This is a genomic window from Pantoea dispersa (assembly GCF_035783935.1).
Taxonomy (GTDB): Bacteria; Pseudomonadota; Gammaproteobacteria; order Enterobacterales; family Enterobacteriaceae; genus Pantoea; species Pantoea dispersa_C.
Genome location: NZ_JALKOV010000007.1, coordinates 87,225 through 103,157 on the forward strand (window position 1 = coordinate 87,225; position 15,933 = coordinate 103,157).

General features: G+C 53.4%; 17 protein-coding genes. 16 read left to right on the forward strand and 1 reads right to left on the reverse strand.

Translation table 11 applies throughout. The features are described from left to right. The first annotated feature begins 37 nt into the window (after window positions 1–37). A complete protein-coding gene (locus tag MXF20_RS14530) occupies window positions 38–334 on the forward strand; it encodes a hypothetical protein (RefSeq protein WP_325969990.1) in 297 nt (98 codons plus the stop codon). A gap of 47 nt (window positions 335–381) precedes the next feature. On the opposite strand, the gene MXF20_RS14535 is transcribed toward MXF20_RS14530, so the two are convergent. Further along, a complete protein-coding gene (locus tag MXF20_RS14535; protein WP_325969991.1) occupies window positions 382–1,836 on the reverse strand; it encodes an AMP nucleosidase in 1,455 nt (484 codons plus the stop codon). A gap of 74 nt (window positions 1,837–1,910) precedes the next feature. Here MXF20_RS14535 and MXF20_RS14540 point away from each other — a divergent pair, with 74 nt between their 5' ends. The 15 genes from MXF20_RS14540 (at window position 1,911) to MXF20_RS14605 (ending at window position 15,624) form a co-directional block, all read left to right on the forward strand. Beyond that, the gene (locus MXF20_RS14540) at window positions 1,911–2,072 is read left to right on the forward strand and encodes a hypothetical protein (protein WP_325969992.1); all 162 of its coding nucleotides are present in this window, start codon (window positions 1,911–1,913) and stop codon (window positions 2,070–2,072) included. Between the two features lie 160 nt (window positions 2,073–2,232). Next, complete coding sequence (locus MXF20_RS14545; RefSeq protein ID WP_325969993.1) at window positions 2,233–3,291, forward strand: branched-chain amino acid ABC transporter substrate-binding protein; 1,059 nt, start codon at window positions 2,233–2,235, stop codon at window positions 3,289–3,291. Between the two features lie 81 nt (window positions 3,292–3,372). Next, window positions 3,373–4,287, forward strand: a complete 915-nt coding sequence (locus MXF20_RS14550; protein ID WP_152390704.1) for an ABC transporter permease subunit — start codon at window positions 3,373–3,375, stop codon at window positions 4,285–4,287. A gap of 10 nt (window positions 4,288–4,297) precedes the next feature. Beyond that, window positions 4,298–5,581 carry a high-affinity branched-chain amino acid ABC transporter permease LivM gene (gene livM, locus MXF20_RS14555; protein WP_325969994.1) on the forward strand — a complete coding sequence of 428 codons (1,284 nt, stop codon included), beginning with the start codon at window positions 4,298–4,300 and terminating at the stop codon, window positions 5,579–5,581. After that, window positions 5,574–6,449, forward strand: a complete 876-nt coding sequence (locus tag MXF20_RS14560) for an ABC transporter ATP-binding protein (protein WP_325969995.1) — start codon at window positions 5,574–5,576, stop codon at window positions 6,447–6,449. The genes livM and MXF20_RS14560 overlap by 8 nt, the downstream gene beginning before the upstream one ends. Next, complete coding sequence (locus MXF20_RS14565) at window positions 6,442–7,191, forward strand: ABC transporter ATP-binding protein (protein WP_325969996.1); 750 nt, start codon at window positions 6,442–6,444, stop codon at window positions 7,189–7,191. The genes MXF20_RS14560 and MXF20_RS14565 overlap by 8 nt, the downstream gene beginning before the upstream one ends. Window positions 7,192–7,311: 120 nt before the next feature. Then, entirely contained in the window at window positions 7,312–8,727 is a 1,416-nt protein-coding gene (locus MXF20_RS14570) for an EmmdR/YeeO family multidrug/toxin efflux MATE transporter (RefSeq protein ID WP_325969997.1), read from the forward strand. Window positions 8,728–9,258: 531 nt separating this feature from the next. Further along, on the forward strand, window positions 9,259–11,109 hold the full coding sequence (locus MXF20_RS14575) for a glycosyltransferase family 25 protein (protein WP_325969998.1): 1,851 nt from the start codon (window positions 9,259–9,261) through the stop codon (window positions 11,107–11,109). Window positions 11,110–11,149: 40 nt separating this feature from the next. Beyond that, window positions 11,150–11,311 (forward strand): hypothetical protein, encoded by a 162-nt coding sequence (locus tag MXF20_RS23440; RefSeq protein WP_418936857.1) that lies wholly within the window; start codon window positions 11,150–11,152, stop codon window positions 11,309–11,311. Continuing rightward, complete coding sequence (locus MXF20_RS14580; protein WP_325969999.1) at window positions 11,250–11,885, forward strand: hypothetical protein; 636 nt, start codon at window positions 11,250–11,252, stop codon at window positions 11,883–11,885. The genes MXF20_RS23440 and MXF20_RS14580 overlap by 62 nt, the downstream gene beginning before the upstream one ends. Further along, window positions 11,882–12,271: a hypothetical protein gene (locus MXF20_RS14585; RefSeq protein WP_325970000.1), complete on the forward strand. Its 390-nt coding sequence runs from the start codon at window positions 11,882–11,884 to the stop codon at window positions 12,269–12,271. Before MXF20_RS14580 ends, MXF20_RS14585 begins: the two co-directional genes overlap by 4 nt. Then, a complete protein-coding gene (locus MXF20_RS14590) occupies window positions 12,264–12,935 on the forward strand; it encodes an NTP transferase domain-containing protein (RefSeq protein ID WP_059012212.1) in 672 nt (223 codons plus the stop codon). Before MXF20_RS14585 ends, MXF20_RS14590 begins: the two co-directional genes overlap by 8 nt. Further along, window positions 12,935–14,164 (forward strand): DUF711 family protein, encoded by a 1,230-nt coding sequence (locus MXF20_RS14595; RefSeq protein WP_071813658.1) that lies wholly within the window; start codon window positions 12,935–12,937, stop codon window positions 14,162–14,164. The genes MXF20_RS14590 and MXF20_RS14595 overlap by 1 nt, the downstream gene beginning before the upstream one ends. Before the next feature lie 16 nt (window positions 14,165–14,180). Then, window positions 14,181–14,885, forward strand: coding sequence for a class I SAM-dependent methyltransferase (locus MXF20_RS14600; RefSeq protein WP_325970001.1), 705 nt, complete (start codon window positions 14,181–14,183; stop codon window positions 14,883–14,885). Next, window positions 14,878–15,624, forward strand: a complete 747-nt coding sequence (locus MXF20_RS14605; protein ID WP_325970002.1) for an aspartate/glutamate racemase family protein — start codon at window positions 14,878–14,880, stop codon at window positions 15,622–15,624. The genes MXF20_RS14600 and MXF20_RS14605 overlap by 8 nt, the downstream gene beginning before the upstream one ends. The last annotated feature ends 309 nt before the right edge of the window (window positions 15,625–15,933 follow it).

The following is a 15,933-nucleotide window of genomic DNA, read 5'->3' on the forward strand; positions in this document are numbered from 1 at the left end:
TCGCATTCTGACAGTAAGAAATCAGGGAGCGCCGCTAATGCAACGATCAACCCAACGCGTGGATCAACTGGAGAAAACCACCCAGCTGTTACAGCAGGATGTCGCGGTCCTGACCGCGCGTTCTGAAAACGTGGCCACCAGAGCGGACGTGGAACGCGTGCGTACCGAACAGGGGCTGATGTGCAATCAACTGATGAATCACATCGGTCTGGTGGAGAAGCGTATCGATATAAAGTTTGCACAGTTAAATGACAGGCTGATCTGGACCCTCATGTTGCCGGCTATCCTCGCTGTGCTGGCATGGTTTGTAAAAGTGGCGGTGCTGAAAATTTAAGGCGGGCAGCAGACATCCGGCCCGTCCATGGGCCGGAACAGCGGAATTTAGCGGAAAGGCGGTTCGTTGAAGGTGCGTAATTTCCGGGAGTGCAGTTTGTCCCCCTCGGCGCGCAGCAGCTCAACGGCGCAGATGCCAATCTGCAGATGTTCCGAGATCGCGCCCTCATAGAACCGGTTGGCCTGGCCGGGCAGCTTGATTTCACCGTGCAGCGGTTTATCCGAGACGCACAGCAGGGTGCCGTACGGCACGCGGAAACGATAGCCCTGCGCGGCGATGGTGGCGCTCTCCATATCCACCGCCACCGCGCGGCTCAGGTTGAAGCGTAACGCCGACGCGGAGTAGCGCAGCTCCCAGTTGCGGTCATCCGTGGTGACGACCGTGCCGGTGCGCAGGCGCTCCTTCACCGCTTCGCCTGGCATACCGCTGACCGCTTTGGTGGCGTCGTACAGGGCACGTTGCACTTCAGCAATGCTCGGGATTGGGATATCCGGCGGTAGCACGCTGTCCAGCACGTGGTCGTCACGCAGGTAGGCGTGTGCCAGCACGTAATCACCAATGCTCTGGCTTTCTCGCAGGCCACCGCAGTGGCCAATCATCAGCCACGCATGCGGGCGCACCACTGCGAGATGGTCGCAGATGGTTTTGGCGTTCGACGGGCCGACGCCAATATTCACCAGCGTGATGCCGCGACGGTTGGGTGAGGTTAAATGCCATGCAGGCATCTGGTGCTTCTTCCACGCCAGATCCGACATCATCGCCGTTGGGTCCTGGGTCTCCGCCGTGATCACCACATCGCCGGCGCAGGCAAGGCTGTCATACGGTGTGCTGGGATCCTGCACCTGCTCAATCGCCCAGCGCACGAACTCATCGACGTAGCGCGTGTAATTGGTAAACAGCACAAACGGCTGAAAGTGTTCAACGGCGGTGCCGGTGTAGTGACGCAGACGCGCGAGGGAGAAATCGGTGCGCAGCGCATCGAAATGCGACAGCGGGAACAGCGCGTCGGCGTTGAACAGGCCGTCAGCGGTTTCATCGCCGATCTGCGACAGTTCGGTGGTCGGGAAATGGCGCGCAATACTGGCGCTCATGGAGCGGTCAAGCGACAGGTCAGAGCCGTCAATCACGTAGGGATAAGGGATTTCCTGCTGTGACGGGCCCACCTCAATCAGCACGTCGTACTCTTTTTCGATCATCTGCAGCTGTTCGCTGAGATAGTGGCGCAGCAGCGCCGGGCGCGTGATGGTGGTGCTGTAGCGGCCGGTATGGGTAAAGCGTCCCCAGGCGCGGGTGCGGTTCTGCTGCGGACCTTCACCCTGCCAGGTGATGCGCAGCTCCGGATAGACAAACAGCCCCTGCTGGCGCTGGTCTGCGTCCGGCAATGTGCCGCTGGCGGTGAAGTCGCGAATGGCGTCACGCAGCGCTGCCACTGCGGCGTCGTACAGGCGCTCCAGCTGATCCAGCGCCTGTTCGGTGGTCAATCCGTTCCGTTGCGTATTCATAGATTCTCCTTCAGCAAAATGGACCGATTTGACCAGAGCATAGCGGATAAACGACTCATCACGATGAAGAATCTGTGATCGACCGCATTCTGCACCATCACGGTGCTGGTATGCGGCGTAAGGCTGGCTATGTTTATCTGGTGCAGGGAGGCCACATCGCGCGTTATCCGCCCGAATGCGATGCCGCTGCAAAAAAATTGTCACCGACCGTCTTCTCTGGCGAGCTTTTTGCTTAAGTTTCAACCGTGGTCGTAGCGGCCACACTGCTCTCGATGTTTCAAGTTGATTTCTCCCAGGCCGTGGTATGGCTCCGTTCCTGACCCGTTGAGGATTGAAAGCATGTCTTTGAAATTCATAAAACACCCAGTGAAGGTGGTGATGGCAGGTTGTTTAAGCATGGCGTTTTACGCGCAGGCTGACATTAAGATCGGGGTGGCCGGTCCGTTTACCGGACCGAATGCCACCTACGGTACGCAATACTGGAAGGGCGCCAGCCAGGCCGCTGCAGACATCAATGCGGCGGGCGGCATAAACGGTGAAAAAATTGTGCTGGTGCAGGGCGATGACGCCTGCGAACCCAAGCAGGCGGTGGCGGTCGCTAACCGGCTGGTGGATCAGGACAAAGTGATGGCGGTGGTCGGCCATTTCTGTTCGTCATCGACCATGCCTGCCTCCGAGGTGTATGACGAGGCGGGCGTACTGTCAATTACACCCGGCTCAACCAATCCGCAAATCACGGAACGCGGCATGAAAACCCTGTTCCGCATGTGTGGACGTGACGACCAGCAGGGGACAATTGCCGCTAACTATATTCTCGATACGCTGAAAGCGAAAAAAGTAGCGGTGATCCATGACAAAGACACCTACGGTCAGGGACTGGCCGACGCCACCAAAGCGGCGCTGGAGAAGCGCGGCGTGAAAGAAGTGCTGTATGAAGGGCTGTCGCGCGGTGAAAAAGACTTCAACGCGCTGGTCACCAAAATCGGCGCGGTGAAACCGGACGTGGTCTATTTCGGCGGCTGCCATCCGGAGGCCGGTCCGCTGGTGCGGCAGATGCGTGAGCAGGGCGTCAATGCGGCCTTCTTCTCCGGCGACTGCATTGTGACGCAGGAACTGGTGACTGCTGCCGGCGGTCCGCAGTACACCAAAGGTGTGTATATGACCTTCGGCAATGATCCGCGCACGATTGCCGATGGCAAAGCGGTGATTGAAAAATTCCGCGCCAGCGGTTTCGAGCCAGAAGGGTATACGCTCTACGCCTACGCCTCCATTCAGGCTCTGGCCGCCGCCTATAAAGCGGCAGGCAAAGACAATGAAAAAGCCAGCGACTGGCTGAAGGCCAACAGCGTTGACACCGTGATGGGCAAAAAGGCGTGGGACGAAAAAGGTGACCTGAAAGTCTCGGATTACGTGGTCTATCAGTGGGATGACAAAGGCAAATATCACCAGCTGTAATTCGACGTGTGGCCCCGCGCGCGGCGGGGCCGTTCGCACCTGGACGCGACACGTACGCGCCTTCTACCTGCGAGAGACAATATGGACGCCTTTTTCATACAGCAGCTGATCAACGGCCTGACGCTGGGCGCGGTTTACGGGCTGATCGCCATCGGCTATACCATGGTTTACGGCATTATCGGCATGATCAACTTCGCCCACGGCGAGGTGTACATGATCTCCGCCTATCTGTGTGCGATCGGGCTGGCGCTGCTCAGCTACTTTGGCATTCACTCTTTTCCACTGCTGATCTTTGGCACGCTGTTGTTCACCATCGTGGTTACCGCCGCGTACGGCTGGGCCATCGAACGCATTGCCTACCGCCCGTTGCGCAATTCCACCCGGCTGGCACCGCTGATTTCTGCCATTGGCATGTCGCTGATCCTGCAAAACTATGTGCAACTCAGTCAGGGACCGAATCAGCAGGGCATTCCGACTTTACTCAGCGGCGTACTGCGCATGGAGATCGACGGCGGCGTGGTGCAAATCACCTGGACCAAAGTGTTTATCCTGGTGGCGGCGCTGTGCGGCATGGCATTACTGACCTGGATTATCCAGTACACCAGACTGGGCCGTATCTGCCGTGCGGTCCAGCAGGACCGGCGCATGGCGTCGATTCTGGGCATCAATACCGACCGGGTGATTTCGCTGGTGTTTGTCATCGGCGCGGCGATGGCCGGGCTGGCGGGCGTGCTGGTCACCATGAACTACGGCACGTTCGACTTCTACGCTGGCTTCATTATCGGCATCAAAGCCTTTACCGCAGCGGTGCTGGGTGGCATCGGTTCGCTGCCCGGCGCGATGCTCGGCGGTTTGCTGCTGGGCGTGGCCGAGGCGCAGTTTGCCGGGCTGGTGAACTCCGATTACAAAGATGTGTTCTCGTTTTCGCTGCTGGTGGTGATTTTGATTTTCCGTCCGCAGGGATTGCTGGGCCGACCGCTGGTCGCCAAAGTGTGAGGAAGCCAGAATGAAGGCAATGACGCAAACCAGCGGCATCCGTCAGGTGCTGCTTGATACGCTGCTGGCCGGCGCGATTGCGCTGGTGGTGTTTGGTCCGGTGGTCGGTGTGGTGCTCAGCGGCTATAGCTTTACGCTGTCGCCGCGGCGCGTGGCGCTGCTGGTGGCTATCGTAATGGCGGGACGCTTGCTGCTGGGGCTGTTTCTGCACAGCACTGCCGGACGGCGCTTTCTGCGCAAGTTTGAGGGCAACGATGACGGCGTATATGTGCGTGAGCCCGGTTACCGCTCGCGCCTGCGCTGGATCATCCCGCTGCTGCTGCTCGTGGCCCTGGCGTTTCCGTTTCTCTCCAGCAAGTATCTGCTAACGGTGGCAATTCTTGGGCTGATCTATGTGCTGCTGGGACTGGGATTAAACATTGTGGTGGGCCTCGCCGGGCTGCTCGATCTGGGCTACGTGGCGTTTTACGCCATTGGCGCTTACGGGCTGGCGCTGGGCTATCAGTATCTCGGGCTGGGATTCTGGAGCATGATCCCGATCGCTGCGCTGCTGGCGGCGCTGGCCGGTGCGCTGCTGGGTTTCCCGGTACTGCGCATGCACGGTGACTATCTGGCCATCGTCACGCTCGGCTTTGGTGAAATCATCCGCCTGGTGCTGAACAACTGGCTGTCGTTTACCGGTGGCCCGAATGGTGTCTCGGTGCCGTCACCGACCTTTCTCGGCCTCGAATTTGCCCGTCGGGCAAAGGAGGGCGGCGTGCCGTATCACCAGTTCCTGCATGTTGATTACAACCCCAACATGAAGTTCATCTTTATCTACGTGGTGCTGGTACTGGTGGTGCTGCTGGTGCTGTTTATCAAGCACCGGCTGACGCGCATGCCGATTGGCCGGGCGTGGGAGGCGTTGCGTGAAGATGAGATCGCCTGCCGCGCCATGGGACTGAACCACGTACTGGTGAAGCTGTCGGCCTTTATGCTCGGCGCCTCGACCGCCGGTATCGCCGGGGTATTTTTTGCCAGCTATCAGGGGTTCGTGAATCCCACCTCGTTTACCTTTTTTGAGTCCGCGCTGATTCTGGCCATCGTGGTGCTGGGCGGGATGGGCTCAACGCTTGGCGTGGTGCTGGCCGCGTTTGTGCTGACGGTGGCGCCCGAGCTACTGCGCAGCTTTGCCGAGTACCGCGTGCTGCTGTTTGGCATGCTGATGGTACTGATGATGATCTGGCGTCCGCGCGGCCTGGTGCGCACCGCGCGCGTCGGCGTGCCGCTGAGAAAAGGAGTGCGCCATGAGTGATGCCATTCTGCAGGTCGATAACCTGATGATGCGCTTTGGCGGTATCAAAGCTTTAAACGATGTCAGCCTGCGCGTGGAGCGCGGCTCGGTCACCGCGCTGATTGGCCCGAACGGCGCGGGCAAAACCACCGTCTTTAATTGTCTGACGGGATTTTATCGCGCCAGCGGCGGGCGCATTGTGCTCAACGCGCATCAGCGCAGCACCGATGTGATTCAGGTGCTGGGTCAGAAAATACAGCCGGGCGACTGGCTGCGGCCGGCGCGGCTGGGGTCGCGCATCTGGTACAAGATGTTCGGCGGCGCACATCTGGTCAACCGCGCCGGCCTGGCGCGTACCTTCCAGAACATTCGCCTGTTTCGCGAGATGTCGGTGGTGGAGAACCTGCTGGTGGCGCAGCATATGCAGGTTAACCGTCAACTGCTGGCTGGCGTTCTCAATACCCGCGGTTACCGCGCGGCAGAGAGTCGCGCTCTCGATCGCGCCTTCTACTGGCTGGAGCGGGTTGATCTGGTTGCCAGCGCTAACCGGCTGGCCGGTACGCTTTCGTACGGTCAGCAGCGGCGGCTGGAGATTGCGCGCGCCATGTGTACCCGGCCTGAGCTGATCTGCCTTGATGAGCCAGCGGCCGGTCTCAATCCGGTCGAAACCGATGCGTTAAGCCAGATTCTGCACCAGCTGCGCGCCGACCACCGGATCAGCGTGCTGTTGATTGAACACGACATGCCGATGGTGATGCGCATTTCCGATCACATCGTGGTGCTCGATCACGGCGACGTCATTGCCCAGGGCACGCCGCAGCAGATTCGTCACGATCCGAAGGTCATCGCCGCCTATCTCGGCGCAGAAGAGGAGAGCGAACATGGCTGAAACAATGCTGGCGTTTGAACAGGTGGATGTGTTTTACGGCCCGGTACAGGCGCTGAAACAGGTGTCGCTGACCGTGGCGGAAGGGGAAACCGTGGCGCTGATTGGGGCCAACGGCGCGGGTAAATCCACGCTGCTGATGTCGATTTTTGGTCAGCCGCGCATTGCCAGCGGCGAAATCCGTCTGCGCGGTGAGCCCATCAGCCAGCGCTCAACCCATTTTATCGCCGCCAGCGGTATCGCCCAGGCGCCGGAAGGACGGCGCATCTTTCCGGATATGACGGTCGAAGAGAACCTGCTGATGGGCACCATCGCCATTGGCGATCGCTATATGAAGCAGGACAAAGAACGTATGTACACACTGTTTCCGCGCCTGCTGGAGCGGCGGAAACAGCGGGCAATGACGCTCTCCGGCGGCGAGCAGCAGATGCTGGCGATCGCCCGCGCGCTGATGAGCCGGCCGCGTCTGCTGCTGCTGGATGAACCCAGCCTCGGGCTGGCACCGCTGGTGGTGAAACAGATTTTCAGCATCCTGCGTGAGCTGACGCAACAGGGCATGACGCTGTTCCTGGTGGAGCAGAACGCGCGCCACGCGCTGCAGCTGGCGGATCGCGGTTACGTGATGGTCAACGGCGAAATTCGTCTGAGCGGCAGCGGCAGCGAACTGCTGCACAATGAGGAGGTGCGCAGCGCCTATCTGGGCGGCAGCGTCAGCGCGGACAGGGAGGCAGCAAAAAGTTTGTAATAATGATTAAATGGTGACGGGAAACACTTTGCATAATCGTTAGCAGCCTATCATCATTATTACTCTTCTTCTTAACCAAAGTGATTTGGTACTCCCTTGCAAAATCCTGGCGTAGCAGTAATGCGGGCGATCAGAAACACGGCGTGGTATCCCAAACGCCGTGCGTATCGCACGCTGTTGTGGCGTGAAATCACCCCACTGGCGGTGCCCATCTTTATTGAGAACCTGTGCGTGATGCTGATGGGGGTTCTCAGTACCTTTCTGGTGAGCTGGCTGGGCAAAGAGGCGATGGCAGGCGTCGGGCTGGCCGACAGCTTCAACATGGTGATCATCTCCTTTTTTGCCGCTATCGATCTCGGTACCACGGTGGTGGTGGCGTTCAGTCTGGCTAAACGCAACGGTAAACGGGCGCGTGCGGCGACACGGCAGTCGCTGGGCCTGATGACGGTGCTGGCGTTTGTGCTGGTGATCGCCATCGAGTTCTGGGGGCATCTGATCGTCGACGTGATCGCCGGTAACGCCGAGCCGCAGGTAAAAGAACTGGCGCTCAGCTATCTGCAAACCTCGGCGTGGAGCTATCCGGCGGCGGCGATTGCGCTGATAGGCAGCGGCGCGTTGCGCGGTGCTGGCAACACCAAAATTCCGATGCTGATCAACGGCGGCATGAATATCCTGAACATCATCATCAGTAGCGTGCTGATTTACGGTGCGCTCGGCTGGGAAGGGATGGGGTTTGTCGGGGCCGGACTGGGATTAACCATTTCACGCTATATCGGTGCTGCGGCGGCCATTTACGTGCTGTATCGCGGCATCAGCCCGGCGCTGAAAATCACGCTGGCCAGCTATTTCCGCCGCTGGGATCGCAATATCCTGATGGAAGTGCTGGGGATTGGCGTACCGGCCAGTATCGAATCGGTGTTGTTCAACGGCGGAAAACTGCTGACGCAGATTTTTGTCGCTGGCATGGGCACCAATGAGATCGCCGGTAACTTCATTGCCTTCTCCATCGCCACGCTGATTAACCTGCCGGGCAACGCGCTGGGGTCGGCGTCGACCATTATTACCGGCAGGCGCTTAGGGAAAAATCAGGTGATGCAGGCGGAGCGGCAGATCAAGCACGTGTTCTGGCTGGCGATGATTGGGCTCTGTACGCTGGCGTTGATCACCGTACCGCTGGCGGGCACGCTGGCGCGGTTCTATACCCGCGATCCGCAGGTGATTGAGGTAACCAAACACCTGATCTGGCTGAATGCCGCCTTTATGCCTATCTGGACCGCTTCCTGGGTGCTGCCGGCCGGGCTAAAAGGGGCGCGCGACGCGCGCTACACCATGTATGTATCGATGTTCAGTATGTGGGGGGCGCGCGTGGTGGCCGGTTATCTGCTGGGCATTGTGCTGGGCATGGGCGTGATCGGCGTCTGGCTCGGCATGTTCCTCGACTGGACGGTGCGCGGTATCTGTTTCTGGTGGCGTTTAACCAGCGGCAAATGGCTGAACAATTACCGCAAAATGCTGGCGAAGAGCAGTGGCCCATAGGCCTGAGGAATCTCCATAAAAAAAGACAGGCACAGGGTTTAATGATCGGGTTATTGCGCCAGCAAAAACAGATCGCACCCTATGCCTGCCATACCTGGCCCCGCCTCAAGCCGCACGGCTATTTTCGGGCTGACCGCTGACTTTCCGCTGGCAACCCTACTCAGCGCAGCTGCAGATACGCTCAGCGCTTTCGAGAATTCGAACGTGATGCGACAACTGTGCGCCTTGCCACGCATATGAAGGCGGGCCGCTTCAGCGTTTACACAAATCATAAAGCTTGCAGCACGGGGCAGTACTGTACACAAAGCTTGCCTTCGTCGTGGCGGTTATACATCCATCTGCGATGATTCAGCGCGAGTGAAATGATCGATGGCTGTAAGGCTGGCGCAGCCCGAACAAGGTGCCGGAACCGGATCGTCACCCTGCTGATCCCTCGCCAGTAAACCTAAAAAATTTTTTTATTTTCCTTAAGAATTGTCTTTATTGCGCCGTCCTGAAAATGAGAGCTTTCTTAGTGCGATAGGTGTAGAGATGATGGCAGTCAACTGGCAGACGATAGATAAGGTTGTATACATCAACCTGAACAAACGCAAGGATCGCAGGGTGCGTATCGCTCGTCAATTAAAAGCAATTGGCGTACCACGTGAAAAGATTGTCCGTTTTGAGGCTATTGAAGAAGCGCCAGGCTATATCGGCTGTATTAAATCACATATTCTCGTGCTGCAAATGGCTCAGCAAAACGGCTGGAAAAATGTATTGATTCTGGAAGACGATATGGTTTTCCATAATGATATTCAGACCAAAAAGCGAATTGATCTATTTCTCTCCTCTTTACAGCAGATCAACTGGCATGTCGCGCTGCTCGCTGCCCACTATGATAACGTCGTACCGTTAAAAAGTGTGGACTTTATGGTTAAGCCGCAATATGCATGGTGCGCTTGCGCTTACATTGTGAACGGTGATTACTACGCCACTCTCATTGATAATTATGCAGAAAGCTTGCAGGGGTTACTGGCGGGTGGCGTTCCTCAGTGCTGGGCTTTAGATGTACGCTGGAATAGTTTGATAAAACGTGACCGCTGGTTGGGAATCTTTCCCAACGCGGGATATCAGGCCGCTGATAAAAGTGATATTGAAAACCAATCTGTTGATTATCGAGCTCATTTCGCTAAGAAATTAGAAGAAATAGTCTGGCCAGTCTATCAACCTGGTGAAGAAAAAATAAAAGTGGATTTCTTTTTCCAGTGGGCGCCAGGCTGGACCAACTTTGAGTCGGTATATCGCGCTATGCAGGCCAAGCCGCATTTTGATTGCCAGATTATCCTGGCACCCTATTTCAGTCGGGGCGCAAAAGCACCGGATTACACTGCACAGCGTGATTTATTAAATGATAAGGGTATCCGGTATACCGAGTATCATGAGTATGAAATAACTGCGCGTAAACCCCATGTGGTTTTTTTACAAAATCCTTATGATGATGCACGCCCCAATGAACTGCAAAGTTTGACGCTTAATCGACGCAATATTTCTATCGCCTATATTCCTTATGGGTTAGATATGGGGGATGGCGAGAGAAACCGTGTTTATCAGTACAATCTTCCCTGTCAAAATGTTGCCAGGTGGGTATTCGTTCGCTCTCAGCGGCATAAAGAAGAGTTTGCTAAATATTGCGGAAATGGCAATCAACACGTCTATGTTAGCGGACATCCAAAGCTTGATAACTATACATCACGCTTTGGCGTCCAGGCGGATGGCAAAGTTAATAAAGACAAGCCAACGCTATTATGGGCGCCGCATTTCGTCATGCCTGATGATGAAAAGATGTGGTCTACATTTAATTTATATACACAGGCAATGCTCGATATCATCAAACGTGATGATGTTAATTTGATTATTCGGCCACATCCGCTTTTTAAACAATTTCTGGATATTCGTAAAGAGCGCGGAACAGACAGCGAAACTGCTCAGAACTGGCAAATGCTTCGCGAATACTCTCATCTCAAATCACATGTGGAGTGGGATTTTTCTGCTGATTATCGCTACGCCTTTTCACAATCAGATGCGCTGATGGCAGATGCAGGATCGTTTTTGCTGGAGTATTTACCGTCGCGTAAGCCAATCCTTTTCCTGACTCATAAAAACTGCCTCGGTATTAATAGTAGCGCTGAATTTATTTATGACGCTTATGACGTTGCGAATGAATCCGCAGAAATTAAAACTTTCGTTGATAATCTTGTATCAGGCAAGGATCCCATGCGTGATAAGCGACTGCAAGTTTTACGCGATGAACTTCATATGCCAGAGCAGGGAGCAGGCAGTGAGATTGTAACAATCATTGAAAAAACCCTCATGCCCGCAGGAGTTCATAATAATGTCTTCTAAACGCGCCGCAATATTACTGGTTGCTGGTCAGGGAACGAGAATGGGGCCTCTGACCCTGAATTATCCTAAATGCTTGCTGCCGGTCGGTGAAATCACCGTACTGGATACGTTGCTGACTGAGCTGGTAAAATGCGACGAGCGTGAAATTGTACTGGTCACAGGTCACAGGTCACCAGTCATCAGTTGTAGAACGCTGGATTAAAGATAATTATGCTGATGCTAATATTAAGTTAGCGCACAATGATAACTATAAAAATGATGTCAACATATTATCCGTTGAAAAAGGTGTCAGCGCGCTTAATCATCCTGAATATGGCTATACAATTATCGAAACGGATGTTCTGCTGGATCCACGTGTATGGCCGCGGTTAATGCAAGCTGAAATGGGCAGTGACAGTTTTTGGCTCACCCATGGTTATTACAACTCTTGCCTTACTGGCGGTATTGTCGAAGCCAGTAAAGCTGAAACTGCTATAAAGAAAATTGCCTATGTGCCCCATTACGACTCCGCGTTTGATGGCTGGATGAAAATGGTCGGCTTGCTAAGTGTCTCTCCGGAACAGGTGGAAAACGATCGACGCCTGCGGCAGACGTTTTTACAGACAAGCACCCAGCAATATTACATGGCACCCTGGATTATACACCGCTCTTGCTTACCCTGCCGTGCTGTAGATATTACGGATTTGTTTGCAAGATCTTTCAACGAAGAAGTCGATTACCGGCAGGCGGTTGCGGATTATCATTTATTATTAGAAAATTTTGAGGCACTAAAATGAATGTTGAGTTTTTTGAACCACAAAAATTGCGCCATATTGAAAGATTCAGTTCACGTCGCGTTGAATGGTTGCGTGATAAAATTCTTCAGGAAGGCGTATGGGTAAAACCTCTGGCGCTTGATTTACACCATAATCTGGTACTGGACGGCCAGCACCGTATGGAAGTCGCGCTTAGTCTGGGACTAAAAAGAGTGCCGGTCGTACGATTTGATTACGCCTCGGTGCCTTTAAGATCGTTGCGCGAAAATCATCAATTTGACTGGCAGGAAGTGGCGAGACGTGCATTAATCAATGACATCTACCCTTATAAAACGGTAAAGCATGATTTCGTTATACCAATGCCGGTATGTCAATTTTCGCTGCAGGAGTTAGGCTATCATGGTTGAAAATGCCATCATTCTGGCCGCCGGCAGAAGCTTGCAACTGGATGGTAAAAATAAAGTTTTAATTCGCCATCCCAAAACGCGGAAAACGATACTCGACTATGCTATTGATGCCTTTCATGGGAAAAAAATTACCGTAGTGATTGGCTTTGGTGCGTTACAGATTATGGAATCCTACCCTGATCTGAATTACGTTATCAATGACAACTGGGCAACGACTAATAATGCAATGAGTCTGGGATTGGCCCTGAATCAGATTAATAGCCCCACGTATGTTGTCTCGGGAGATATGTTTTTTTCTCCTCAACTTATCAATGAAATGGATCACGCTGAGGGAAATCTTGTTTTGACTCACCAGCGGCATAATCGCATGCTGACCTCCATTCATTGTGACGTTAATCGTCAGGGCATCGTGGAGGAGACGTATCTGGGACCGATACGCGCCGCAGAGCACCCTGAGGCTATGGGTCTGTTTAAAGTCAGTGATATGGCACTCCTGAGTCAGTGGCATAAGCAATGCCTGCGTTATGGTAATTTGTATGCCGCCCAAACGTTACCGTGTCAGAAAACGACAGCACTCTACGCTCACGACCTGGGGGAGCATGCATTCAATGAAATTAATACGCTGGCAGACTACTGGCGTCTGATGCAGGAGGATCACGGTTAATGATACGCGCTATTACGCTGGGCTTACCTTACTCCGCTATTTCCGACGGGCATTCTGAGTCACGTTTACATCACTTTCGCACGTTAGTGATTGATAAACTCCAGTCTCGTCGTTGGCCACTGCGAACATTACGTTTAACCCTGCCACCATTGAATGATCGTGATGAAGATGAGATTTATACCCTGCCAGCACGAATAAATTCAATCAATGCGTTGGCTGAAAGACTTGATATTCGTTGGTTTTGCTTACCGCTGGACTTGACGCATGGCGATAATTACCGCGGACGGTTAGATGCCGCGTTTGCTTTACTCTTCAGGCAACCGCGTATGTTTCTGAATCTGATGGTAGCCGATGAGCAGGGTATAAATATTCGAGCCAGCCATGACGTTGCCCGTTTCATGTTGCAGGTAGCACATCGCAGTAATAATGGCTTTGATAATTTCCGCCTCGGTGCCTCATTGCGTTGTCCGCCAAATGCCCCGTTTTTTCCGTTTTCCCGGCATGAAGGTGAGACACTGAAATTTAGTTTTGCCCTCGAAACTACCGATATTGCTTTGGAATTGAGTGAGCAGGTACGGGAAGGCAACATGCTGCTGGCGGACTTTGCTGACCAGTTTATTCTTCGACTCTGCGCACGCTTACGCGAAATCGATGCATTCGGTCATGAGCTGGCGTCTGATTCAGGGCTTGACTATGCCGGTCTGGATGCCTCGCTGGCGCCTTTTCCGGATGGCAGTATTTCTGTCGGCAGGTTAGTTGAAAATCTTGGTGCGCGTCCGGGTGGCGTTCAGGGATCACTCTTTATAACCAGTATTCTGACGAATGCGATTAAAAGCGCAGTCGCAATCAGTGGTGCTCGCGCAACGGGTTTTAATGGCGTCATGTTCTCAGTACTGGAAGATGATGCCCTGGCGAGTACCAATAATCGTCGTGCATTAAGCATTGATACGCTTAATGCATGGTCAACTGTTTGTGGTTGTGGATTAGATATGCTTCCGGTGCCAGGTTCGACACTGCCTGAAGATATTGCCGCGATTATTCTTGATACGGCTGCACTCGCGGTGCGGTTAACGAAACCGCTCGGTGTACGTTTATTACCTATTCCTGGCGGAGAGGTAAATGAATTTACACGCTTTAATTATGACTTCCTCTGCAATAGTCGCATTATGAATATTGCGAAAAGTGATGTCGATTTTTCTGCTGATAATGAACGCTGGACGTATCGCTAAAATCAGGCTTAATGAAATGTTAGATGCAAAAAAAGTGAAGGATTTTTGGGATCGCCGACCGAATAATTACAATAAATTATCGTTTGAAAGTTTAGCAAACCTGGAAAACGACCCTGAACTTCTCGATATAAAAATTCGCACAGAGATGCAAAAAGTTTTTGCCTGGTTGCCTGACCTGACAGGGAAAACGGTACTTGATCTCGGCGCCGGGGTCGGGCAGTGGGCTTTTCATTTTCAGCATGAGGGCGCAAAAAAAATCACCGCTGTAGAGTTTTCAGCTGCAATGATTGAAGTGGGTAAGCTTGAAGCCAGCAAACGCAATATTAATAATGTCGATTTCATTCTTTCATCTGCCGAGAATTATTGTAGCTCAGAGCATTACGATGTCATTTTCATATCTGGCCTGATGATCTACCTTAATGATGAGCAAGCTGAAAAATTGTTAAGTAATTTGCATGCTTACAGTAAACCAGAAAGCACTATATTATTGCGTGATGGTACGGGTGTTGGTGAAAGATTCGAAATCAATAACCGCTATTCTGCGAATCTGCAAGCAGAGTATTCGGCTACATATCGAACTGCTGAGCAATACGAAGACATATTTGCGCGGCATGGTTTCAGCTTAACCAGGAGTGAAAATATGTTCCCTGAAGGTCATATGCTTAATAAGTATCCTGAAACCCGATTACGTCTTTATCACTTTGAGCAAAAAAATGGTTAATATCTCACCTCTCTATGACGATGTTAGCTGGCCGGCTGATGAAGGTGTTTTAGGCGTCGTGGGCGTAGCCCCCTGGGCAACACTGGATTTTTGCCAGCAGCTGTATGGCCTGGTTCAGGCAGATAAAGAGTGGCAATATCCGCGGCTTATTATTGATAATAATAGTAAAATCCCCAGCCGTGGGCGTCATTTGCAACTGGGTGAGCGTGATCCTTCTCCCTGGATTCACGCAACAATTACAGAACTCGCTGCTGCGGGTGCGACGGTTGCCGTTGTGCCTTGTAATACCGCTCACCTCCTTTGGTCGCGCTGGAGCAAGGACGCCGCTATTCCGGTTATTAATATTATTGATGCCACACTTGAGCATATTGCGCCTCAGGGCAAGCGGGTCGTTGTGCTCGGTTCGCAAATGTTGTACCAGAGCAGGCTGTATCAGGATGCGCTTACGCAACAGCACGCCGAGATCGTCAATGTAGCTGCATCCACCCAACAGCTAGTGACACGCTGCATTAACGAGATAAAAGCCACAAAAAGCGTGTCTGAACTATCAAAGCGGCAGTTAGCGGACGCCGTATGTAGCTGGAAGCAACAGGGCGCTACGCACATTATTCTGGCTTGCACAGAGTTGAGTTTGTTAAAACACAGCGCGATCTGGCAGGAAATGACATTAATTGATTCGAGCGAAGCTCTCGCGCGCGCCGCTTTGCGCGCCATATCATTTCGCCGCCTGCATGATTAAGGCGGACGAATTATTTCAACGACGAAGGGCCGCTTATCTCATTCATTTTCCCGCCCGGGCCTGTGAAAATCTTTCTTTGATTTCCCCCGGGCGGGGTAAACACCAATTTGTATCACACTGTATCTCCCGCCACACAGCACACGCGCCGTTGCATAACCCGCCATTCTGTACATATCCGCTATACATCGCCGTGCTCTTCTGTATGCATCAACCGAATGCATGGAGATACCGTGATGTTAACGGCCTATATCAAAACGGTACGCAGCGAAGGTTACGTACTGGCGAGCACGGTGGTGATTAAAGAGGCGC